This window comes from Idiomarina baltica OS145 (assembly GCF_000152885.1).
Classification (GTDB): domain Bacteria; phylum Pseudomonadota; class Gammaproteobacteria; order Enterobacterales; family Alteromonadaceae; genus Idiomarina; species Idiomarina baltica.
This window is the reverse complement of the sequence record NZ_AAMX01000001.1, coordinates 25,154-47,114: the sequence shown is the minus strand read 5'-3', so window position 1 is coordinate 47,114 and position 21,961 is coordinate 25,154. Positions and strand designations below refer to the sequence as shown.

The 21,961-nt window shown below is 46.8% G+C and carries 20 protein-coding genes; 9 read left to right on the top strand and 11 right to left on the bottom strand.

Going from position 1 to position 21,961, the window contains the following annotated elements:
* Positions 1 to 24 precede the first annotated feature (24 nt).
* Both ubiA and OS145_RS00205 read right to left on the bottom strand, forming a co-directional pair.
* Entirely contained in the window at positions 25 to 876 is an 852-nt protein-coding gene (gene ubiA, locus OS145_RS00210; protein ID WP_006953839.1) for a 4-hydroxybenzoate octaprenyltransferase, read from the bottom strand.
* 8 nt (positions 877 to 884) lie between these two features.
* Entirely contained in the window at positions 885 to 1,427 is a 543-nt protein-coding gene (locus tag OS145_RS00205; RefSeq protein WP_006953838.1) for a chorismate--pyruvate lyase family protein, read from the bottom strand.
* A 77-nt stretch (positions 1,428 to 1,504) separates the two neighbouring features.
* Here OS145_RS00205 and OS145_RS00200 point away from each other — a divergent pair, with 77 nt between their 5' ends.
* A complete protein-coding gene (locus OS145_RS00200; protein ID WP_006953837.1) occupies positions 1,505 to 1,912 on the top strand; it encodes a flagellar basal body-associated FliL family protein in 408 nt (135 codons plus the stop codon).
* Here OS145_RS00200 and OS145_RS00195 read toward each other — a convergent pair.
* Genes OS145_RS00195 through OS145_RS00180 form a run of 4 tightly spaced genes read right to left on the bottom strand, consistent with a single transcriptional unit; the run spans position 1,906 to position 5,280 of the window.
* A complete protein-coding gene (locus OS145_RS00195) occupies positions 1,906 to 2,706 on the bottom strand; it encodes a rhomboid family intramembrane serine protease (RefSeq protein WP_006953836.1) in 801 nt (266 codons plus the stop codon). The genes OS145_RS00200 and OS145_RS00195 overlap by 7 nt on opposite strands.
* 4 nt (positions 2,707 to 2,710) lie before the next feature.
* On the bottom strand, positions 2,711 to 3,040 hold the full coding sequence (gene glpE / locus OS145_RS00190) for a thiosulfate sulfurtransferase GlpE (protein ID WP_006953835.1): 330 nt from the start codon (positions 3,038 to 3,040) through the stop codon (positions 2,711 to 2,713).
* A 2-nt stretch (positions 3,041 to 3,042) separates the two neighbouring features.
* Positions 3,043 to 4,068: an L-threonine 3-dehydrogenase, zinc-binding type gene (tdh, locus tag OS145_RS00185; RefSeq protein ID WP_006953834.1), complete on the bottom strand. Its 1,026-nt coding sequence runs from the start codon at positions 4,066 to 4,068 to the stop codon at positions 3,043 to 3,045.
* Positions 4,069 to 4,089: 21 nt separating this feature from the next.
* Positions 4,090 to 5,280: a glycine C-acetyltransferase gene (locus OS145_RS00180; protein ID WP_006953833.1), complete on the bottom strand. Its 1,191-nt coding sequence runs from the start codon at positions 5,278 to 5,280 to the stop codon at positions 4,090 to 4,092.
* A gap of 155 nt (positions 5,281 to 5,435) precedes the next feature.
* On the opposite strand from OS145_RS00180, the gene coaD reads away from it, so the two are divergent.
* On the top strand, positions 5,436 to 5,927 hold the full coding sequence (gene coaD, locus OS145_RS00175) for a pantetheine-phosphate adenylyltransferase (RefSeq protein ID WP_006953832.1): 492 nt from the start codon (positions 5,436 to 5,438) through the stop codon (positions 5,925 to 5,927).
* A 4-nt stretch (positions 5,928 to 5,931) separates the two neighbouring features.
* Here coaD and OS145_RS00170 read toward each other — a convergent pair whose 3' ends face one another.
* Entirely contained in the window at positions 5,932 to 7,251 is a 1,320-nt protein-coding gene (locus OS145_RS00170) for a sodium-dependent transporter (RefSeq protein ID WP_006953831.1), read from the bottom strand.
* 207 nt (positions 7,252 to 7,458) lie between these two features.
* On the opposite strand from OS145_RS00170, the gene pckA reads away from it, so the two are divergent.
* From pckA to OS145_RS00155, 3 genes are all read left to right on the top strand, one after another.
* Positions 7,459 to 9,063, top strand: a complete 1,605-nt coding sequence (gene pckA / locus OS145_RS00165; RefSeq protein ID WP_006953829.1) for a phosphoenolpyruvate carboxykinase (ATP) — start codon at positions 7,459 to 7,461, stop codon at positions 9,061 to 9,063.
* Between the two features lie 124 nt (positions 9,064 to 9,187).
* The gene (locus OS145_RS00160; RefSeq protein WP_006953827.1) at positions 9,188 to 10,135 is read left to right on the top strand and encodes an ABC transporter ATP-binding protein; all 948 of its coding nucleotides are present in this window, start codon (positions 9,188 to 9,190) and stop codon (positions 10,133 to 10,135) included.
* Positions 10,122 to 11,318 (top strand): ABC transporter permease, encoded by a 1,197-nt coding sequence (locus OS145_RS00155; protein ID WP_006953826.1) that lies wholly within the window; start codon positions 10,122 to 10,124, stop codon positions 11,316 to 11,318. Before OS145_RS00160 ends, OS145_RS00155 begins: the two co-directional genes overlap by 14 nt.
* 54 nt (positions 11,319 to 11,372) lie before the next feature.
* On the opposite strand, the gene OS145_RS00150 is transcribed toward OS145_RS00155, so the two are convergent.
* Positions 11,373 to 13,391, bottom strand: coding sequence for a S9 family peptidase (locus tag OS145_RS00150; protein ID WP_006953825.1), 2,019 nt, complete (start codon positions 13,389 to 13,391; stop codon positions 11,373 to 11,375).
* A gap of 28 nt (positions 13,392 to 13,419) precedes the next feature.
* Positions 13,420 to 14,049 (bottom strand): HTH-type transcriptional repressor FabR, encoded by a 630-nt coding sequence (gene fabR, locus OS145_RS00145; RefSeq protein WP_348671179.1) that lies wholly within the window; start codon positions 14,047 to 14,049, stop codon positions 13,420 to 13,422.
* 178 nt (positions 14,050 to 14,227) lie between these two features.
* Here fabR and OS145_RS00140 point away from each other — a divergent pair, with 178 nt between their 5' ends.
* Genes OS145_RS00140 through OS145_RS13070 form a run of 3 tightly spaced genes read left to right on the top strand, consistent with a single transcriptional unit; the run spans position 14,228 to position 16,430 of the window.
* Positions 14,228 to 15,361, top strand: coding sequence for a fatty acid desaturase (locus tag OS145_RS00140; protein ID WP_006953823.1), 1,134 nt, complete (start codon positions 14,228 to 14,230; stop codon positions 15,359 to 15,361).
* Positions 15,362 to 15,418: 57 nt separating this feature from the next.
* Positions 15,419 to 15,721, top strand: a complete 303-nt coding sequence (locus OS145_RS00135) for a flagellar basal body rod C-terminal domain-containing protein (protein WP_006953822.1) — start codon at positions 15,419 to 15,421, stop codon at positions 15,719 to 15,721.
* 7 nt (positions 15,722 to 15,728) lie between these two features.
* On the top strand, positions 15,729 to 16,430 hold the full coding sequence (locus tag OS145_RS13070) for a putative metalloprotease CJM1_0395 family protein (protein ID WP_006953821.1): 702 nt from the start codon (positions 15,729 to 15,731) through the stop codon (positions 16,428 to 16,430).
* Here the strand turns inward: OS145_RS13070 and OS145_RS00125 are convergent.
* On the bottom strand, positions 16,427 to 18,733 hold the full coding sequence (locus tag OS145_RS00125) for a Tex family protein (RefSeq protein ID WP_006953820.1): 2,307 nt from the start codon (positions 18,731 to 18,733) through the stop codon (positions 16,427 to 16,429). The two genes, OS145_RS13070 and OS145_RS00125, sit on opposite strands and share 4 nt — an antisense overlap.
* 34 nt (positions 18,734 to 18,767) lie before the next feature.
* On the bottom strand, positions 18,768 to 19,277 hold the full coding sequence (gene greB / locus OS145_RS00120) for a transcription elongation factor GreB (RefSeq protein ID WP_006953819.1): 510 nt from the start codon (positions 19,275 to 19,277) through the stop codon (positions 18,768 to 18,770).
* Positions 19,278 to 19,374: 97 nt separating this feature from the next.
* Between greB and OS145_RS00115 the strand changes: the two genes are divergently transcribed.
* Positions 19,375 to 21,921, top strand: a complete 2,547-nt coding sequence (locus tag OS145_RS00115) for an EAL domain-containing protein (protein WP_006953818.1) — start codon at positions 19,375 to 19,377, stop codon at positions 21,919 to 21,921.
* Positions 21,922 to 21,961 lie beyond the last annotated feature (40 nt).

The window sequence follows — 21,961 nt, the reverse complement described above, 5'->3', positions numbered from 1 at the left end:
TGCGTTGACCATCCGCTCGACTCATTAATACCAGTAGTGAAGCGCAAGGCTGACGCCAATAACCATTCCAATGTAGTGATTATGCAGAAAGGCTTGGAAACAGGCCTTAGGTGCTCGTTCTCGTATCATCCAATGTTGATAACTAAACAGACAAGCGGCGGCTATGAGACCGAGCCAAGCGTACCACTGCACATTGAGGTGATGCCAAACCACGGCGAGAATAATTAAAGTCACAACCTGCAAGACAGCGATAATGAGTCTATCGTAACGACCGAACAGGATGGCTGTACTTTTTATGCCTACTTTGAGGTCATCTGCTCGATCCGCCATAGCGTACTCGGTATCGTAGGCAATGGTCCAAACGATATTAGCAATAAATAAGCCACCCGCAAGCCACCATTGATCGCTATTCAGCGCACTAAATGCCATCAAAATACCGAAGCTAAACGCGATACCTAACACGACTTGAGGAAGTTGTGTCCAGCGTTTGCAAAATGGATAGAGAGATGCCACACCGGCTGCGGCAAAAGCCAGCATAATGGTTTGTGTATTAAACTGAAGCACCAGCAGAAATGCGAGTATCAAAAGTCCAAAGAATAACAGGATGGCCTCGGTGCTGTTGACCTCACCGGCAGCAAGAGGGCGTAATTTTGTGCGCTCCACATGACCATCAAGATTACGGTCTGCGAAGTCATTAATCACACAGCCTGCTGAGCGCATTAAAAATGTACCTAACATAAATATGACCACGATTTTGAGCGGTGGATTACCGTCACCGGCAATAAGAAGTGCCCATAACGTTGGCCATGCGAGCAAATAAGTACCAATAGGACGGTCAGCGCGCATTAAACGCCAATAGCTGTTAAGTTTATTCATTGATTACCTCAGTATATCGGTACAGGGCTTAAGAAAAACTCGCTTACTAAAACACTTTGTCCCTGGGTTTCGAACAGGCTCCGTCGTCCCCAAAGAGGGCCTTTTTGCTGGTAAAAGTGCTGATTAATTTCGTTGATACCATGGTTTAAGGGTAGTTGAGTAACTTCAAAAGTCGAGCGAGTTAAATCGGGCTGGTTAAATAATGACTGACCTAACGACTGTGTCCCGAGCTCACCCAAATTAAGGTTATGCCGGTCTGCCGCCGATATAGGAAAAACGCTACGAGCGAATACGAATGGACGCTCGTCTAGAGTGAGTAGTACTTCCCGAACAACAAAAAGAGTTTGCTGTGGAAACTTTGAACGTTCATTGGCAAAGGGTGATGCCGCAGTTTGACCGATGAGTTCCACCGCAAAAGAGCCTGGTAACGAACGTAACTTGGCTGTAAGTGAACTCTCGTCTAGTAACCAATCTCGGACGGTTGGCTCTAGTTGGATATCGGAGGCACGCTGCCAACAACAAGGTTCGGTACTGAGAAATTCAATAGACATAGTGATTGGTGCTCATGATATTCTTTGGCTATCATACCAAAGCCACTGCCGTTAAACATTATAAAGGCTAATGAATTATGACCTTGCAACGTTGGTTGTTCAGCATTTTGTTACTTTTCAGTCTTACGCTATTCTCGGCAAGCGCCGCGCGAGCTCAGGATGTCGCTTACTATGGATTTGAGCCAGATATCATTACAAATTTTATTAAGGATAAAGAAGAGTATCGACTTGGCTTTATTCGGGTTGCTGTAGAGGTCATGGTCGATAATCCACAAAATGTGAGCGTGGTAGAGCATCACGCTCCATTGTTGAGAGATGCTTTTATTCAGATCCTAAGTACAGCGAGTGAACAGCAAATCAGAACAATGACGGGCAGAGATCAGTTGCGACTTAAGTGTTTTGAACAAGCACAGCGATTGATGGCGAAGGAGACCGGCAGTACGGTGATCAAGCAAGTCATTTTCACGAAATATATTTATCAATAGCGCGGTTTGGGCGTGAGTTTGCGAACGGTGATCCCTGCAATGCAACCTGCTATCAGCCCAGCTAGGTGAGCTTCGTTTGCCACGTTGACCCAGAGTACATTGGTGTAGCCAAGTATCAGCCAACCCAGCATAAATAGAATGAGTGCAGGTGGCAGTTTAAGTGGAGTATTGCGCTGCCCACTATATAGCCAACAAAAACCCAATAAACCGTAAACCACACCAGACATCCCGCCAAAATTAGGACCACTTACCTGAAATTGAATCACGTTAGCACTGACAGCGGTAAGTACGAACAAGGCAAACAACCAGCGTGTCCCTAAATAGACCTCTATCCGACCACCTAAATACCACCACCAAAATAAGTTAAAAACGATGTGGGTAGCGGAAAAGTGAAGAAAGGCGGGCGTTATAAATCGCCAAGGGGCATCGAGCGGGAGCTGAGAAAAGCTATCACTAATGATAAAGTAACGAACAAAAGTATCACCGCCCGCCATAATGCCTATAAACATAAGCACGCAAACCACGGCAATGATGCGGGTTAACCAACCTGTATTTTTCATCAGGTCATTTAGCAATTCACGATTTTTTGTCTGTTCACGAACCGCAATGATGTCTGGGTCAGCCTTAAACTCGTCTATAAGTTGGCGAGCCCGTGCCTCGTAACTGCTTTGATGCAGTAACAAATCTAGTTTGCCATTTCGCTCACTCACACTGACAGGGATACCTTGGCTACGAAGCCACGCATATAACTGCTGAAGGTAAGGACCATCCTGAGTTGTGAGTAAGCGTTTCATTAATTTAGCCCTGCTCGACCGCTTCTGGGTAGGCCGTTTGCCAAGCGGTAAAGCCGCCATCCATGCTACTCACTTGCGTGAGGCCTTGCGATTCCAGCACCAGCGCGGCTTGTTGACTGCTTATACCGTGGTAACACACAACAATGACCTGCGTGTCTTTATCGGTATTCGCTAAGAAGTCACTGATATTGTCGTTGTTGAGTGGTTGTGCATTGGGGATATGACCCGCTTGAAAGGATTGCGGATCTCTAATATCAACGAACACAGGAGAGGCATCCGAAGCCCATGCTTGGTGGGCTTCTACCAATGAAATATGACGAACAGACTGAGTCATCGTTAGTCCCAATTAAGAATAACTTTACCGGACTGACCCGAAACCATGGTTTCGAACCCTTCCTCGTAGTCATCAACTGACATTTGATGGGTCAATATAGGTGAAATATCTAAGCCTGATTGCAGCAAACTGGCCATTTTGTACCAAGTTTCAAACATTTCACGACCATAGATACCTTTAATGACCAGTCCCTTAAAGATAACTTCGTTCCAGTCAATGGCAACGTTTTCAGGTGGAATTCCTAACATTGCCACCTTACCGCCATGGTTCATCGTCGCGAGCATTTGCGAGAATGCTGACGGTACACCGGACATCTCTAGCCCAACGTCAAAGCCTTCTTTCATGCCCAGCTCTGACATAACGTCTTTGAGACTCTCTTCAGCCACGTTAACGGCACGAGTTACACCCATCTTTTTGGCTAGCTCAAGTCGGTACTCATTCACATCGGTGATCACTACATGACGTGCCCCGACATGGCGAGCCACTGCCGCCGCCATAATACCGATAGGACCTGCGCCGGTAATCAGAACATCCTCGCCAACGAGATCAAAGGCAAGGGCGGTATGTACCGCATTACCCAAAGGATCCATGATGGCCGCCATATCGTCGGTGACGTCGTCCGGCAACTTAAATGCGTTGTCAGCCGGGATAACGAGGTACTCGGCAAAGGCACCAGGGCGGTTGACCCCAACACCATAGGTATTGCGGCACAAATGACGGCGTCCAGCACGACAGTTGCGGCAGTGACCACAGGTAATATGCCCTTCACCGGATACACGATCACCGACTTCAAAGCCGCGCACGCCATCACCCATGGCGGCTACTTCACCCACGTATTCGTGGCCTACAACCATAGGCACTGGAATCGTTTTTTGTGACCAATCGTCCCATTTATAAATGTGAACATCGGTACCGCAAATCGCGGTTTTCTTAATTTTGATGAGTACGTCGTTATAACCAAATTCCGGCTTCTCGACGTCGGTCATCCAAATACCCGGCTTTGAATGCAGTTTCGCTAGTGCTTTCATAATCAGTCCCCAGACTCGGCGTTAAATAACGCCGAGCTCTTTACCAATACGTGTGAATGCTTCAATAGTGCGGTCAAGTTGTTCGCGTGTGTGTGCCGCAGACATTTGCGTACGGATACGCGCTTTGCCCTTAGGTACGACAGGGAACGAGAATCCGATGACATAGATACCTTCTTCGAGCAAACGATCAGCCATTTCAGAAGCAAGGCGAGCGTCGCCAATCATGACCGGAATAATCGCATGGTCAGCACCGCTGAGGGTAAAGCCCGCCGCTTCCATTTCGGTTCTGAAATAGGTTGCGTTATTCCAGAGTCGTTCACGTAATTCGTTACCCTGTTCAAGCATTTCAAGTACTTTGATGGATGCTTGAACGATAGCCGGTGCTACCGAGTTAGAGAATAAATAAGGACGCGAACGCTGACGTAACCAATCGATCACTTCCTTTTTGCCCGATGTGTAACCACCGGAAGCACCGCCTAAAGCTTTACCCAACGTTCCGGTGATGATATCAACGCGACCCAAAACGTCGCAGTATTCATGGGTACCTTTACCATTAGCGCCTAAGAAGCCAGTTGCGTGGCAGTCATCCATCATCACCAAGGCGTCATATTTATCTGCTAAGTCACAGATACCTTTAAGATCGGCAATAACACCGTCCATCGAGAATACACCGTCGGTCGCAATCAACTTAAAACGTGCGCCATCAGCATCGGCTTGTTTAAGTTGTTGTTCAAGGTCATCAAGGTTATTGTTTTTATAGCGGTAGCGTTTCGCTTTACTAAGACGGATGCCATCAATAATGCTGGCGTGGTTTAACTCATCGCTGATAATAGCGTCCTCTGGGCCCATCAAGGTCTCAAATAGACCCCCATTGGCGTCAAAACACGAAGAATAAAGAATCGTGTCTTCGGTACCCAGAAAGTCACTCAGTTTAGTTTCCAGTGTTTTGTGAATATCTTGCGTACCACAAATAAAACGCACCGACGCAGTACCAAAGCCGTGTTCATCAAGACCTTGCTTAGCCGCTTTAATTAGGTCCGGATGATTGGCAAGGCCTAAGTAATTGTTGGCACAAAAGTTCAACACTTGTTGGCCATTAACGGTAATTTCAGAACTTTGATCAGAAGTGATAATACGTTCTTTTTTGTACAGACCGTCTGATTTGGTCTGTTCGAGTTGCTCATTAAGGTGCTGATAAAAATTTGTGTTCATTACGAAATCCTGTTCAGTCATTTGGCTTTCTTAACATTACCCTGTATTTTACGCATGTTCACTGAAAGCCGCATCCCTAATTTGCAAAAGCTATAAAGATGAGCCAGTTTTGAGGATGTACTGTAAAGTTTGCACAACGTTAAAACGAGGAACCTATGCATCGTAGAGCTATTTATCCTGGCACTTTTGATCCCATAACCAATGGCCACGCCGACCTCATCGAGCGCGCTGCAAGCCTGTTCAGTGAGATCATCGTCGGTGTAGCGGAAAGTCCAAGTAAGAAGCCGTTATTTAGCTTGCAAGAACGGGTACTATTAGCTCAACAAGTGACTGAGAAGTTGGACAATGTGCGTGTGGTGGGTTTTTCAGGACTGTTAGTTAATTTTGCTAAGGACCATGATGCATCGGTATTGATTCGTGGCTTGCGCGCGGTCTCGGATTTTGAGTACGAATTCCAACTTGCCAATATGAATCGACGACTATTCCCCGAGCTGGAAAGTGTGTTTTTAACACCCGCTGAAGAAAACTCCTTTATTTCGTCGACTCTAGTTAAAGAAGTTGCTTTGCATGGCGGCGACGTTGGCGAGTTTGTGGATGGGCGTGTGGCTGAGGCGCTGCAACAAAAATTTGCTGGACAACGCCCTTAATCAGCTAAGCAATCGCGCTTTGGTAAAAAACCAGCCCCATTAAGACTGGGCAAATATACCGTAAGTGCCAACGTAGTAATCGGTAGCGCAAGCCCTGCGCTGCCAGCGCTGTAACATGGTTACTACGTTTCCAGAACCACCCAACAACCAGCAAGTAAAACAATCCCGACAGCGGTAATTGGAATTGGGTTACAGCGGTAACTACCCAGCCAAACAGCGGCTCAAACCAAAGCACTAAGGATAGCGCGAGCAACGCGATTACGAGCATGGCAATGGCAACGGCGACTGGGCGAGGTAAGTCGTGCTCTTCTAATAAATAAGAGACGGGCACCTCAGCCTGAGCCATAGTCGATGTGAGTGCCGCGATGCTGAGTAAAATAAAGAAGCCAAAGCCAACCCATAAACCGGCAAAGCCCATACTGCCGAACAGCTCCGGTAAAACAGCGAATATCAGCTGTCCCTCACCAATAAACTGGTTACCTTGTTCAACGGAAACGCCCAATTTAATAGCGACAAATAATGCAGGAATAATCAGCAAGCCTGCTAAAAATGCGACCAACGTATCTAACGCGGCTACAGATAAACTTAAACGACCCAACTGTGCTCCGGGGCGCAAATACGATCCGTAAATCATCATGCCACCCAAGCCAATCGATAAAGAGAAGAATGCCTGACCCATGGCGGCGATATAGATATCGGGATCAGTGAATTGTTCAACCTCTGGGATCAGATAGGTTTTAAAACCTTCACCCGCACCCGGTAAACTGGCTATGTAAACGATGAGCCCGACTAATAGAATAACCAGAAGCGGCATTAAGCGTTTTGACCAGAGTTCGATACCTTGTTCGACACCTTTAAGTACGACGGATGCGGTGAGAACCAAAAACACCGAAGTAAAAACTAAATCGCGTACCATGCTGCCGGTAAGTAAAAATTCAGCAACGCTTGACAAGCCCATGGCTGTGGCAAGATAGCCTAGTGCGTGAACTAACATCCAACCGGCAACGATGTGATAGAAACTTAACATTAAACATGAGCCAATGACGTTGAGTAGTCCCATCGTCGCACCAACAGGGCGCATGCGTCCTTCGCTAAGTTGTTTGAGCGAGCGAACAGGGTTGGCTTGGGCATGATGACCAATCAGCATTTCGCTATAAAGCGCGGGAATAGCAAGGACAAAAATCACACACAAATAAACCAGCAAAAAAGCGCCGCCACCATGGTTAGCAACCTGGGTTGGAAACCCCCAAATGTTACCTAAACCAACAGCCGATCCTGCTGCTGCCAGCACAAATCCGATTCTTGACTTAAATGAGTCACGCATAAGGACAAAACAACTTTAGTTAAATATTAAGTAAAAGAGGGGGCATTCTAACGGACTGAGAAAATTTTGCCCTATCTTTTTTTGTCAATTAAAGGTAACATTCGCGACCAAATTTTATGCTTGTGGCGAGTGCGTAAAGGGATTAATGCGTGTGCCGCAAGAAGTAACGTTCGTTTAATGCAAGACCGTATCTCAGGAGCCCTTGTCATGCCAAATTTGGATCTGAGCCGCTACGGCATCAATGATGTCCAAGAAGTTGTTCATAACCCCTCTTATGATGTGTTATTTGAGGAAGAAACTCGCAATGACCTGCATGGTTTTGAAAAAGGAACCGTGACCAAGCTCGGTGCCGTTGCAGTCGACACGGGTATCTTTACCGGTCGTTCACCAAAAGATAAATACATCGTTAAAGATGACACGACACGGGACACTGTATGGTGGGCAGATCAAGGCAAAAATGACAACAAGGCGATGTCACAAGAAACTTGGACCCACTTAAAAGGATTAGTGACTAACCAGCTATCAAACAAGCGTTTGTTCGTCGTTGATACCTATTGTGGTGCTAATGAAGATACACGCTTAGCGGTGCGCTTTATTACTGAGGTGGCGTGGCAAGCGCATTTTGTGAAGAATATGTTTATCCGTCCTTCAGGCGAAGAGTTAGAAACGTTTGAGCCTGACTTTGTGGTGATGAACGGAGCAAAATGCATTAATCCAGATTGGCAAGAGCAAGGTCTTAACTCAGAAAATTTCGTGGCGTTTAACCTGACCGAAAAAATTCAGTTAATCGGCGGTACATGGTATGGCGGTGAGATGAAGAAAGGTATGTTCTCGATGATGAACTACTTCTTGCCGCTACAAGGCATGGCCTCTATGCACTGCTCGGCTAACGTGGGCAAAGACGGTGATGTGGCAGTGTTCTTCGGTTTATCGGGAACGGGCAAAACAACATTGTCGACGGATCCAAAGCGCGCCCTTATCGGTGATGATGAGCACGGTTGGGATGACGATGGCGTATTTAACTTCGAAGGCGGTTGTTATGCGAAAACGATCAACCTGTCGAAAGAAGCGGAACCTGATATTTATAACGCCATTCGCCGCGATGCGTTATTAGAAAACGTGACCGTGCGCGAAGATGGCAGCGTTGATTTTGATGACAATAGCAAAACCGAGAATACGCGCGTTTCTTATCCTATTTATCACATCGATAATATCGTTAAACCTGTTTCAAAAGCGGGCCACGCGAAGAAAGTGATTTTCCTAACTGCCGATGCGTTTGGCGTGTTGCCGCCAGTATCGAAACTCACTAAAGAGCAGGCGCAGTATCACTTTTTATCGGGCTTTACGGCCAAATTGGCGGGTACTGAACGTGGTGTTACGGAACCTACGCCAACGTTTTCAAGCTGTTTTGGCGCGGCTTTTTTGACATTGCATCCTACCCAATACGCTGAAGTATTAGTAAAACGTATGGAAGCAGCTGGCGCCGAGGCATATTTGGTAAATACCGGCTGGAATGGTACTGGTAAACGTATCTCGATTAAAGCGACGCGCGCGATCATCGATGCCATTCTCGACGGCTCAATTGAAGATGCTGAATTCCATCAGTTGCCATACTTCAACTTGGCTATGCCAACTGAATTGGCGGGTGTTGAAGATAGCGCTATCCTCGATCCACGTAATACTTACGAGGATGCAGAAGACTGGAACTTAAAAGCGAAAGATCTCGCGCAGCGTTTTGTAGCGAACTTTGAGAAGTTCACTGATACAGAAAACGGCAAAGCGTTAGTCGCTGCAGGACCGAGTGTTAAGTAAACACACAACTTACAAATTGAAACAAAATAAAAACCCGCAACGGCTGTTGCGGGTTTTTTTTGCTCTGTAATATATACTCAATTGGTTACTTAATTTTTACATTTATCTAAACGCTGCGAGAATCATGAATATACAAATAACAAACCTAACCAAGCGTTATAAAACCGTCACCGCGGTTGACAATATATCGCTTACGGTCAACTCAGGTGAAATATACGCATTGCTCGGACCCAACGGCGCCGGCAAATCATCTTTAGTGCGTATGTTGGTGGGGCTGACCCAAGCTGACGAGGGCAGTATTGAAATTTCCGATGCTAGCGGTCCTCGTCCTCAGCTCAGCCCTGAGGACTTTGCTTATCTACCCGAAGACCGAGGGTTATATCAAGATCGAACGATTCTGGATAATCTGGGTTTTATTGCCGAACTACGAGGTCTGGATAAATCATTGGCGCAGCAGCGCATTGACCAATGGTTGGATTACTTTGACCTTACTGAACGCAAAAAGGAGCCCATGCGACAGCTTTCTAAAGGTAACCAACAAAAAGTTCAGTTGATCGCGACATTGATACACGATCCCGATTTGGTCATTTTAGATGAGCCATTTTCAGGTCTTGACCCGGTGAACCAAGAACATGTGATGAACGTGTTAACCGATTTGAAGCAAAGGGGGAAAACGGTATTACTGAGCGCTCATCAAATGGCATTAGTGGAACGTCTTGCGGATAAGATGTTGTTAATGTCACATGGTCGCGCGCTAGCGCAGGGTACGTTGGCGGAAATTCGCGCCAAACTTCAGCCTCAGCGGGTTTATCGTATCGAATGTGACGCTGAAGTGGCTCGCAACCAATGGGGTCAGCACGAGGCAATCGTTGATGTGTCTGTGGTCGACACCGATCTAGCGCATGTGACGGTGGACCCTTATGTTGATGTTCAGCATTTATGGCCTGAGTTAAATCAGCATGTACCCATGCGCAGCTTCTCACCGCTACAGCTTGGATTGCATGAGTTGTACCTCAACACCATTGAGCAAAACAATAACAAATCAAAGGATGTTCAGCATGAGTCTGCTTAGTAGCAAAGTATCGAAAATCGCGTGGTGGGAGTTCCGTCGCTTTTTTAAATGGAAGCAAGAGCTTATCTCTATCGGCCTACTGGTTGTCATCATGGCTGTAAGTACGGGGTGGGGAGCGATTAGTGCCGTATTCGAAGAGCAATATAATGGCGCAATTTATTTCGAGCAACGCGCTAACCCCGGCGACTATGAAGCCCCTAAAGATATCACTTTGCGTGACGCAGGCTCGATGGAAATTGAGAAGTGGAAGTCGCAGCTACCGGAAACGCTCGATGTCGTGGTGATCGTTCATCCTGATAACACAGCGACACTGCGCGTGCATAAACGTGACGATTGGCAAAGCGATTTAACCGACTCACTACAAAGTTACTTACAAACGTTACGCGTTGCTGGATTAGCGCTTACCGATGAGCAGCGTGCAGTTCTCGACTCTAAACCCGAAGTAACGCTTGATATTGCGCAAGTCGACGTTGATGAGTCGGCAACTGATGACGAAGGGAGTAGCGAGCTGGGAATGTTCTTAGGTATTGGCATCTCTGTCGGCGTATTTACCGGCTTTGGTTTGATGATGATGTCGATTACGGCGGAGAAACAGCAGCGAGTGACTGAGCAACTACTAACGATTATTTCGCCACGCGAGTGGATGGATGGGAAAATTGTTGGGATCACCTTACACAGTTTGAAGGCGATGGTATTCATCGGTTTATTCTTTGGCGCTATCGCACTGCTTGCTGCAAGCTTTAGTAGCGAGGGTTCCATAAGTTTTACTTTTGATCCCTTTGTTGTGATCGTATCGTTTGTGTTTGTGTTGCTCGGCTTACTGATGATTAATGCAATGCTGGCAGGTTTCTCGGCCACGATTGATGATCCCAACCATTCATCACGTAGCTCATTTATGCTTATCCCGTTATTGCCGATATTCCTAAGTTTCAGCGTTGTCGATAGTCCAGACGGTACGCTCGCACAAATTATGAGTATTTTACCCGTTTCATCATTCATGATGATGCCCGCGCGTTTGGCGCAAACTGATGTCGCGTGGTGGCAAATAGGCCTCAGTTTGGCGTTGTTAGTGGTCAGTCTTATCTGGATGCGGAACGTTGCGGCTCGTTTGTTTACGATGGGAATACAATTCTATGGTAAAGAGCCCAGTTGGAAAGATATTTGGAATGCTATACGAGGTTAATACTTAAACTAAAAAGACGCCGCAGAATGCGGCGTCTTTTATGAGACTCAAGACTTACTTGATTTGCTTAATATGGTCGATAGCAAAAGGTGGCTTTTCTTCTGCTTGCTCGACTAAGAATGAGTCCATCCAACGCATCAGACGAATACTGTAATCGAGTTGCGCCGCCATATGACGGTTACCATGTCCTTCTCCTGGGTATAACACCAAGCGGACGGGCACATTGCCATGCGTCTTAAGGTAACGATAAAGCTCCATTGACTGCGAAGGATGCACACGGGTGTCTTCCTTACCGTGCATAATAAGGATAGGCGTGCGCGCTTTTTCCGCATGATAAATGGGTGAGCGCTCGAGGTACCACTGCCATTTGTCCCACGGATAACTGCGAGCGTGTACCGCGTTCATTTCTTTGGCAATATCGGTCGTACCAAACTTAGAGAGGTTATCGCTGATACCAACAAACATCACGCTTGCGGCAAAGTGTTCAGTTTGAGCGGTCGCGCCCCAAGCCGAAGCATAACCACCGTAAGAGCCACCCGTTATCCCAACGCGAGTCTCGTCAGCTAGACCCATATCGACCAGATGCTGCTTGCCATCAACAATATCGTCAAACTCTTTTCCTGCGTAGTCATTTTGGCTGAGTTTAGAGAACTCAACACCACGGCCTGTGCTGCCACGGTAATTAGGGAAGAATAACGCATAGCCTTGTGCGGCAGCATGTTTCACTGGCGATGAATAACGATCCAGCCAGCCATTAGAATAATGTGACTCAGGACCTCCATGAATAACCATAATCAAAGGGTATTTTTCACCTTCTTGATAGTCAGTTGGATAAACAAGGATTCCTTCGAGTTCAAGACCATCGCGTGCTTTATAAGTGATAGTTTCCTGCTTAGGCATCGTCACTTCTTCTAACCATGGATTAGAAACGGTTAAACGGTCTAAACCACGCGAGGTCAACTCAAATGCTTCATTAGGATGGGCAGGGCGGTTGCCTCGTAACACAATTTTATCCACGCCAGCAGAGCCGTCTAAACCGGTAAAGATCGCTTCACCCGCGTCGATCAAGTCGCGATTCTCCAGGAACTGAAGAGTTAACGCTTTGACTTCTGATTCGGTGCCCCGGTGACCTAACCAAACTAACTCCTGCTCAGTACGCCAGGTAAAGTCTTGAATTGAACCTTGGTAATCAGGTAATACACGACGGATGGTAGCGTTTTGCGTATTGTAGACCTTGAGTACGCTGGCTGATGGGTCGTTGTAATCAGCGGCACTGATCAATGCAACATACTGACCGTTTGGTGAAAATTCAGCTTTGCCCAGCTTTCCTTCAGTAGGAATACTCGCAACAGTCTCACCATTTAAAGACATGATGTGGTACTGACTGCTCATGTAGTAGTCATCAATCAACGGTGTGGGTGCAGTACGCACCAGCAGTTGTTCGTCGTTTGGACTCCATTGAGCAGAGATGACCTGAACATCATCAGCCGTCACTTGCTTGGCTTCTGCATCGGCTTGGCTCAAGTCGACTTGGTATAAATGACGGTAGGTAAGATCCTCTTCATAGACTTCTGCTTTGAAACCGTACTCAGCCTCTTTTTTGGCGTCTTTATCGCGACTACCCGTTGATAGAAAAATCAATGACTGGCCATCTGAACTTAAATCATAGGCTGTGATTGAACCATCGAATTCGTAAACAGATTGGACGCCACCACCTGCGAGCGGGATACGATAGAGTTCGCTGTAATCATCGCCGTCTCGCTTAGCGGTAAAATAAATATATTCGCTGTTAGGACCGAACTCAACGTCAGAGAAAGACTCTTCTTTGCTTAAATAAACCGTTTCTTTGCCGTTCGCGGTGCGAATAACTAACTCAGTTTTACCGCTGTCTTCTTTATCGGTATACGGGCGCGCAGGGTAATACTTGGTAATAGCCGTGAATTGACCGTTAGGTGACAAATTAACATCGACAACTGATTGTGCAGTCACGGTTTCCATTAGTGTCATATCGCGCGCTTGGCCAGTGACGGCTAAGCCAAGCAAGCTGACAACTCCGAGCGTTCTCGCTATCATGGTGTTCTCCAGTTAAGGTTGTTGTAATTTATTCTACTCTAGCACGTCGAGTGGCTTCTGCACCGCGAGCGACAAGACGCACTTGTTGTATTGTTTGCTCCGCTATTCGTAAGCGTTGTGTATTATCGACGTCGAAACAGTCAGCGCCTGCACTAAATACGATTTTTACGATTGCATCCGATTGCAGATCGGCGAGCGCAGCGTTGAAGCCCTGTTCATCGCGTAAATACTCGATAAGTTCAGCTTTGAAGTGTTCTAGTTCACGCTCAACCGCCTTACGGAACTCGCGGGAGCGACCTGTTCGCTCTTGTAATAGCAGTCGAAAAATAGCCGTATTATCAGCTACAAACTGCATGAAGGTCTCTATTGAAACACGAATAATCGAGCCACCCTTATCAATACGTTGTCGCGCTTGTCGGAGCAGTTGTCGAAGAGTCAAGCCACACTCGTCGACCAGGGTGAGTCCGAGCTCATCCATGTTACGGAAATGCCGATAAAATGAGGTCGGTGCGATACCGGCTTCGCGTGCAACCTCACGCAAACTCAGACTCGAAAAGCCAGTTTCCGCGCTTAATTGATTCATCGCTGCGTTAATGAGAGCACGCCTTGTTTTCTCTTTTTGTTGCGCGCGCACACCAATCGATTGAGATTTTGCCAAAATTTTTTCCAAAATTGTGCTTTATATCTGATTCAAGATAATAACATAGCTTAAAAGACAATCATCGCTTGAGTTTTTTTATTAAAGAAGTAGAATTCAGCGTACAAGTGTTAGCTGATCAGTCAAAAGGATCAAAAAATGCTTGGCGTGGTAAGAATTAACTAAATGTGAGTTACGAATGAATTCGATTAATGCAAAACCCCCAATCATCTGGTTAAACGTTTGGGTGTTCGCAATCACCTTCGCTATTGCAGCGATCGGTGTACCTGTTTATGCCTATGTACATGGCATTGATTCCAGTCTTTGGTGGGCAATGATAGGAACCGCCTGTTTTGCAGGCATCTCGATCACCGCCGGTTATCACCGCTTATGGTCCCACAAGGCCTATAAAGCGCACCCTATTGTGCGTTTCCTGTTTGCAATTGGTGGTGCCGTTGCGTTGCAAAATAGTGTGCTGCACTGGTCGAGTGACCATCGTGTACACCACACACATGTCGACGATAATGACAAAGACCCCTACTCAGCGAAACGTGGTTTTTGGTATTCGCACATTGGCTGGATGCTACGTGAGTATCAAGCCAGTCGCTATAGTGATTACAACAACGTTAAAGATTTACAAGAAGATCCGATTGTCATGTGGCAACACAAGCACTATCTGTCACTCACCTTGCTCACTAACTTTGGTTGGCCACTATTATTTGGCTGGATGGTGGGCGATGTGCTAGGTGGCTTATTGGTTGTCGGCGTATTGCGTCTTGTACTGAATCACCATACGACGTTCTTTATTAATTCGCTTGCCCACATTTGGGGCTCGCAACCGTATACTGATAAAAATACTGCGCGCGATAATGGTGTGCTCGCCTTCTTGACCTTCGGCGAGGGTTATCATAACTACCATCATATTTTTTCGGCAGATTATCGAAATGGCATCCGTTGGTATCAATTCGACCCAACCAAGTGGTTGATTCGAGGGTTATCCTACGCGAAGCTGACGACCGACTTGAAGCGTACGTCGGGGTATCAGATTGAGCGGGCGAAATTGACGATGCAGCTGACGCGAGCGTCCAAAAAGGCGAAGTCGGCGCCTCAAGTGTTGATTGATAGCGCACACGAGCATTATCAGCAAATGGCGACCTGTTTACGCGAGTATTATCAAACTCGCAAAAAGTTGCTAGATGCTAAAGCTAAGCAACTGAAAGAGCAGGTACATTTTGACGGCTTACAAGATCGTATTGATGAGCTTAAACAGAATCTTGATGAGCAACAGCGTCATTGGCGTTCGCTATTATCAGAAATAAAGCGTTACGCTTGATATTGAGTAAAAAGTAAACAATAATGAGCACTGCTTGGGTTTTTTCGAGGAGTGCTCATGGAAATTAGCAACGTACTTTCAGCTGGCATGCAAGGCATGCAACGTTCAAGTCAGCAAGTGACTGAAGCAAGCGCTGAACTTGCCGATCCCCAACAAACGAATCAGCGGTGGCAACAGAGTGCCGCAGATGTAGCGTCTGGTTCGGAAACCGCGAGTGAAACACTTAATAGTGTCCCCGCCAATACGGCAACCGATGCCCTCGTCTCGCTAAAGCAAGGGCAGCAAAGCTTTGAAGCCAACACGAAAAGTGTGCAAACCGCTGATGAAATGTTGGGTACAATGATAGACACTAAGGTGTGATCATTTTTTGAATATCTCACCTGCACTGCCATCGTTTCCTCCTTTATCTCCTCCAGCCAGAGAGCAACTAGCAGGAGACAACCAACAGCGTCCCGCGGTTACTCAACCTGAACCGACTCAAGGTGAGCATGGTACCGAGCCACAGGCTGAGGGTAAGCGTGATGATGTCCAGCAAGGGGTAAATCAACGCTCAAGTCATGAGGAGATTCAGGCGCTTGAAGAACTGCAGCGACTGGAGCGACGAGACCAAGAAGTCCGAGTGCACGAGCAGGCGCATGCGGCCATAGGAGGTCGTTATGCTGGCGCCCCTAGCTATGAATACGAGCGCGGCAGTAATGGAAAGTCCTACGCTGTCGCCGGAGAGGTTCAGATTGATGTCAGCGTCGTCGAAGGCGACCCACAAGCAACCATCGAAAAAATGGCGGTTGTAAGGCGTGCTGCACTTGCACCTGCACAACCGTCTAGCGCTGATAGGGCTATTGCGGCTGAGGCTTCACAAAAAGAGGCTCAAGCACGCGCGGAATTGAATCAACAAAACTCAAAACCTAAATCGTCGCGTCAAACAGAGCCGAGTACAGAGGCAGAAGATAAAGACTCTGACAAAGAGAAATCAGTTGCAGCGTCTGAAACAACGCAACGTGTGGTTGAGGCTAAGTATCAGAGAGCAACGAGCCCGAGTGTAGACTCGGGCTTTCAAGTTGTTGCCTAACCTTTTTTTGCTTTGGCAAAGGCATCTGCAAACGCACTGCCCATTGCGGAGGATGCGTTGTCGACAGGCTTTTTCTTCGGCTTAGAAGGTGCACCCGACTTATTCTTTGAAGTCGGTTTTTTCACGGGCGCAGGCTGGTCATCCTTACGCATGCTCAAGCCGATACGTTTTCTATCGATATCGACTTCGACGACGCGCACGGTAACAATGTCACCCGCTTTGACGATATCTCGTGGATCACTGACAAAGGTATCAGCAAGTGCAGAAATATGTACCAGACCGTCCTGATGCACACCGATGTCAACAAACGCACCAAAATTAGCGACATTTGTGACAACACCCTCTAACGTCATGCCGGGCTCGAGATCTGAAACCTTTTCAACCCCTTCTTTGAACTGTGCTGTTTTGAATTCAGGGCGAGGATCGCGTCCCGGCTTTTCGAGTTCACGCACGATATCCCGCAACGTTGGTAAGCCCACGGTATCGGTGACAAAGGCATTTAGATCGAGTTGCTCTATTGCTGACTTGTTACCAACGAGCTGGTCAAGTGCAATGCCTGCTTTGTCAGCCATCGCCTCAACAATGTGATAAGACTCTGGGTGGACAGCCGAGGCGTCGAGTAGATGCTCGCCTTCATTTATTCGCATGAAGCCGGCACTCTGTTCGAATGCTTTAGGGCCCATGCGAGGTACGTCCATTAAAATTTTACGAGAAGAAAAGGCACCATGCATGTCACGAAACTCGACGATATTTTTCGCTAACGTTTTCGACAGACCTGCCACACGTTGCAGCAACGCTGCTGAAGCACGGTTAACGTCGACGCCGACAGCGTTTACGCAGTCCTCTACAACGGCATCAAGACTTTGCGCGAGTTGAGCTTGGCTCACGTCATGTTGATACTGACCAACACCAATTGATTTGGGCTCTATTTTTACTAACTCTGCAAGAGGGTCTTGTAAACGGCGGGCGATCGAGACAGCGCCACGCAGTGCAACATCCATCTCAGGAAACTCTTGTGCAGCAAGTTCGGAGGCAGAATAAACGGAAGCGCCCGCCTCATTGACCATCACTTTAGTCGCTTTCACGTCAGCGTTCCCTTTTAGCATCTCTGCGACTAAGCTATCGGTCTCACGAGAGTGAGTGCCGTTACCTATACTGATCAGTTCGACTTTGTGTTGCTTGCATAGCCCAGCAAGTGTGCGTATTGCTTTATCTTTTTGATTTTGTGGCTGGAAAGGAAACACCGTATTTGTATCGAGCACTTTGCCCGTTTCATCGACGACAGCGACTTTAACACCTGTTCTAACCCCTGGGTCGAGTCCCATGGTGCGTTTCGCTCCAGCGGGTGCTGCCATGAGTAGATCCGCTAAGTTATTAGCAAACACTTGAATCGCCGCGGTTTCGGCCTGTTCACGCACGCGCGCCATGAGTTCGGTTTCTAAGTGGAGTGATAGTTTGACCTTCCATGTCCACTGTACGACTTGACCACGCCAAGCATCAGCGGGGCGACGTTGATCAGAAAAGCCGACAAAATCGGCAATCATCTGCTCAACCTCAGCATCTTTTTGTGTTTCCAACGTGGGTGCAGGATCTAACGATAGTTGTAAGATACCCTCATTGCGTCCGCGAAATAACGCAAGGGCGCGATGAGATGGTATATGGTTAAAGGCTTCAGTAAAGTCAAAATAGTCTCTGAACTTACTGCCTTCAGTCTCTTTGCCTTTAACCACTTGCGCGCGCAAATGAGCGTGCGTCCAAAGATGGTTTCTGAGCTGCTTTAGCAATTCGGCTTGCTCCGAGAACCGTTCCATCAGAATGGCTCTCGCGCCATCTAAGGCGTCTTTCGCGTCATTAATTTTGTGTTCTGCATTAAGAAACTCGGTAGCGGTCTCATCGGGCGTTAAGTCGGGATTCTGCCAAAGTTTATCGGCTAGAGGCTCTAGGCCTGCTTCAATCGCAATTTGGCCTTTAGTTCGACGCTTCGGTTTGTAGGGTAAATACAGGTCTTCAAGTTCAGTTTTGGTTTCCGCGGCATTAATTTTTGCCGCCAGATCGTTACTGAGCTTTCCTTGCTCTTCGACTGATCGAAGGATTACGCCCCGACGTTCCTCAAGCTCTGTTAGGTAATTCAACCTTTGATGCGCTTGGCGTAACTGAGTGTCGTCGAGACCACCCGTAAGCTCTTTCCGATAACGCGCAATAAACGGGATGGTCGCGCCTTCATCAAGTAATTTGATGACGGCAGCAATTTGCTTTTGTTGCACACTAAGTTCTTGCGCGATTTGCAGACTAATTCGTTCCATAAGGTGCTCTACTTCTCAATCCAACGGACCTTTATTAGTTCGGGGCTTTATTGTCGCCGCACGACTCATCAAAGGCATGATATTGTATTTTGTTGATAAACCAACATTGTTCGCCTTTCGGGGTCACAACAGTGACTTCATCATCAACATGTTTTTTTAAAAGTGCTCTTGCCATTGGCGCATCGATAGACACAACGTCTTTCGAATCATAGATTTCATCCGGACCAACGATCTGAAAACGACGGATTGTACCTTGCTCGTCCTCTATCTCAACAAATGCGCCAAAAAATACTTGCCCGTCTTGTTGAGGTGAATAGTCAACCACTTTGAGTTGGTCAAGACGTTTTGTCAGGTAGCGAATACGACTGTCTATCCGGCGTAATTTTTGTTTGTTGTATTTATAATCGGCGTTTTCGCTTCGATCGCCAAGGCTTGCCGCCCACGACACTTTTTCCACAGTTTCGCGCCGCTCTACTCGCCATAGTTGGTTGAGTTCACGTTGCAACATATCAAAGCCACGTCGAGTGATAAGATTGGTTTTCATAATTATTTAATGAATGTTATATATAGATTAATAAGTATGCACGCTGCCTGTAGATGCGTGTTGTCATCCGACCTAATCTTTAGCAAAGGACTATCAGTTGCGCAGAGTACTTACGTTTCTTATTGGCCTCAGTTTATACGTTCCGGCAAGTGATGTCTTTGCTGATTCCGTAAAGCATCTGAAAGTTGGGGTGTACGACAATCCGCCCAAGCTTATGCTAACAGAAGAGGGTAACATCTCAGGTATTTTGGGTGACTTACTCGTTCAGATTAGTCAGCAACAGGACTGGCAATTGACACCTGTGAGGTGTCGATTCGCCGACTGCTTAGCGCTACTTGAAGCCGGACACATTGATATTTTGCCTGACGTGGCGATGACGCCGTCACGTAATCAATTCATTTCGACCCATAGCGAACCCGCGTTGCTTAGTTGGTCAAAAATATACACTCGGTCGGGTGCCAATATTCGCGATATTTTTGATCTCGAAAATAAACGGATTGCCGTCGTAGAAGATTCGGTTCAGCAAAGCTATTTGACAGATATCGCTACGGGGTTTGATACACCGCTTATCTTAGTACCCGTGGAAAGCTTCGAGAAAGGCTTTGAACAGGTACTAAATGCAGAAGTGGATGCGGTGGCGAGCAACCAATTTTTTGGTGACAACTATGTGATGGATAAGGCGCTCGATAGCACGCCAATCGTATTTATGCCGACTGAGCTTTACTACGCTGTACCGAAAGGTCAACACCGAGATGTACTGAGGGTGATAGACAGCAGACTCAAATCGTTAAAAGCGAATAGTAAATCAGCGTACTATCAGATACTGGATCAGTACGCGCCTACGGCAAGCTTTATCAAGTTACCCAACTGGATATGGTACATAATAGCCGCACTCCTGTTATCCACGGTCGGATTTATTATCTTCAACCGTATGTTGACACGCCGCGTCGCTGACAAAACACGTCAGTTGGCGGTGAGTGAAAAGCGACTTGAAGTCATTCTCAATAGTGTTGATGGCTGTATCTTTATCAAAGATCTTGATCTTAAATATCAATACGCAAACCAACGTTGTGCCGATTTATTGCAGATCCCGGTCGAGCAAATCTATGGATGCAATGATTACGAGCTGTTTGCAGAACCGCTGGCAGACTTTTTAACTGAAAAGGACCGTCATGTTCTTCGCACACGCAAACGGCTCGCGTATCAAGAGCAACATGTTGATCCAAAAACCGGCGAAGAACGCTTGCTCTGGTCGGTTAAAGTGCCCCTTATCGGACCTGACGGACATTTGAATGGTCTTTGTGGTATCGCTACCGACGTGTCCGAGTACGAGGCGCTAAAATCACAGGTGAATAAGCTTGCGAAGTTCGATGCTCTGACCAATTTAGGCAATCGCCAAACGTTAATCGAGCATTTATCCGACCGTTATTCAAAACACTCTTCGAAATCTACCGACTGGCTCATGTTCATTGATATTGATCAGTTTAAGACATTTAATGACCGTTACGGTCACGACATTGGTGACCAACTATTAAAGCAAGTAGGTGAACGTATCAGGTCTCACTGCCGCGCTGGGGAATTTGTTGGTCGCTTAGGAGCCGATGAGTTTTATTGCCTGAGCCAAACGCTGGGTCATCAATCTCGCCTAAGCGGGTTTGATGAGTGGCTCAATCAACTTGAAGTTAAACTCGGTGCGCCATTCGTAGTGGATGACACTCAACTTTTTGTCTCTTTTAGTTTCGGAGTTGTTCGCCTGGCCGATTGCAAGGACTACATTGAGGCCATGAAAGCCGCTGATTTATCGGTTCAGCATGCGAAAGTTTCAGGTGGAGCGTGTATTAGATTCTTTAATGAAGATATGCAGCAAGAGTTTAATCAGCGTCAGTTGCTTCTTGACGCGTTAAAAAGCGCAATAACACACGAGCAGTTGACCCTTCATTACCAACCCCAATATTTACATAACGGTGAAGGACCTGCACGTTGTATTGGTTTTGAAGCCTTACTCAGGTGGTATGACGACGAGCATGGGCAAGTATCTCCCGCTGATTTTATTCCGCTTGCGGAGTCTAATGGCTTAATGTCACAGCTTCATTTTGTTGTTATGAACCAAGTGATGGCTGACATGGATAACCTGTCGACGTGCTTTGATCATGATGATTGGATAGTGGCGATAAATGTGAGCGCAAGCCAGTTAAGAGCGAGTGATTTCTTAAGCGATCTGAAGCACCGCGTTGCTACTGAACCTCGACTTGCTCGTCATCTCGAACTGGAAGTTACGGAAAGCGTATTGATTGAGGATATTGATGGAATTGCTCAACTGATGAGAGAGATATCGTCAATCGGTATTCAGTTTGCTCTTGATGACTTCGGTACGGGGTATTCCTCTCTGATTTATCTCAAGTTATTGCCGCTTAGACGGTTGAAAATTGACCAAGGTTTTGTCAAAGATCTCTTGTCAGATCGCAGTGATGAGGCGATTGTTAAGACAGTAATTGCTTTGGCAGATGGCCTAGGCTTAGAAACTATTGCTGAAGGCGTAGAAACTAAAGCACAGCAACAAAGACTCGTGGCAATGGGCTGTAAGCAACTCCAAGGTTACTATCTAGGACGACCTGAGCCGCTAGCGCATTGGCGAAAAGACTGATATTATCATTATATCTAAAAACATATTGTAAGAGGTTGAA

Coding starts and splice junctions, on each gene's coding strand:
- OS145_RS00170 (WP_006953831.1), bottom strand. CDS start 7,251: ATGCGTGACTCATTTAAGTCAAGAATCGGATTTGTGCTGGCAGCAGCA.
- tdh (WP_006953834.1), bottom strand. CDS start 4,068: ATGAAAGCACTAGCGAAACTGCATTCAAAGCCGGGTATTTGGATGACC.
- coaD (WP_006953832.1), top strand. CDS start 5,436: ATGCATCGTAGAGCTATTTATCCTGGCACTTTTGATCCCATAACCAAT.
- OS145_RS00195 (WP_006953836.1), bottom strand. CDS start 2,706: ATGAAACGCTTACTCACAACTCAGGATGGTCCTTACCTTCAGCAGTTA.
- greB (WP_006953819.1), bottom strand. CDS start 19,277: ATGAAAACCAATCTTATCACTCGACGTGGCTTTGATATGTTGCAACGT.
- ubiA (WP_006953839.1), bottom strand. CDS start 876: ATGAATAAACTTAACAGCTATTGGCGTTTAATGCGCGCTGACCGTCCT.
- OS145_RS00200 (WP_006953837.1), top strand. CDS start 1,505: ATGACCTTGCAACGTTGGTTGTTCAGCATTTTGTTACTTTTCAGTCTT.
- OS145_RS00140 (WP_006953823.1), top strand. CDS start 14,228: ATGAATTCGATTAATGCAAAACCCCCAATCATCTGGTTAAACGTTTGG.
- OS145_RS00155 (WP_006953826.1), top strand. CDS start 10,122: ATGAGTCTGCTTAGTAGCAAAGTATCGAAAATCGCGTGGTGGGAGTTC.
- OS145_RS00125 (WP_006953820.1), bottom strand. CDS start 18,733: ATGGAACGAATTAGTCTGCAAATCGCGCAAGAACTTAGTGTGCAACAA.
- glpE (WP_006953835.1), bottom strand. CDS start 3,040: ATGACTCAGTCTGTTCGTCATATTTCATTGGTAGAAGCCCACCAAGCA.
- pckA (WP_006953829.1), top strand. CDS start 7,459: ATGCCAAATTTGGATCTGAGCCGCTACGGCATCAATGATGTCCAAGAA.
- OS145_RS00160 (WP_006953827.1), top strand. CDS start 9,188: ATGAATATACAAATAACAAACCTAACCAAGCGTTATAAAACCGTCACC.
- OS145_RS00135 (WP_006953822.1), top strand. CDS start 15,419: ATGGAAATTAGCAACGTACTTTCAGCTGGCATGCAAGGCATGCAACGT.
- OS145_RS00180 (WP_006953833.1), bottom strand. CDS start 5,280: ATGAACACAAATTTTTATCAGCACCTTAATGAGCAACTCGAACAGACC.
- OS145_RS00150 (WP_006953825.1), bottom strand. CDS start 13,391: ATGATAGCGAGAACGCTCGGAGTTGTCAGCTTGCTTGGCTTAGCCGTC.
- OS145_RS00205 (WP_006953838.1), bottom strand. CDS start 1,427: ATGTCTATTGAATTTCTCAGTACCGAACCTTGTTGTTGGCAGCGTGCC.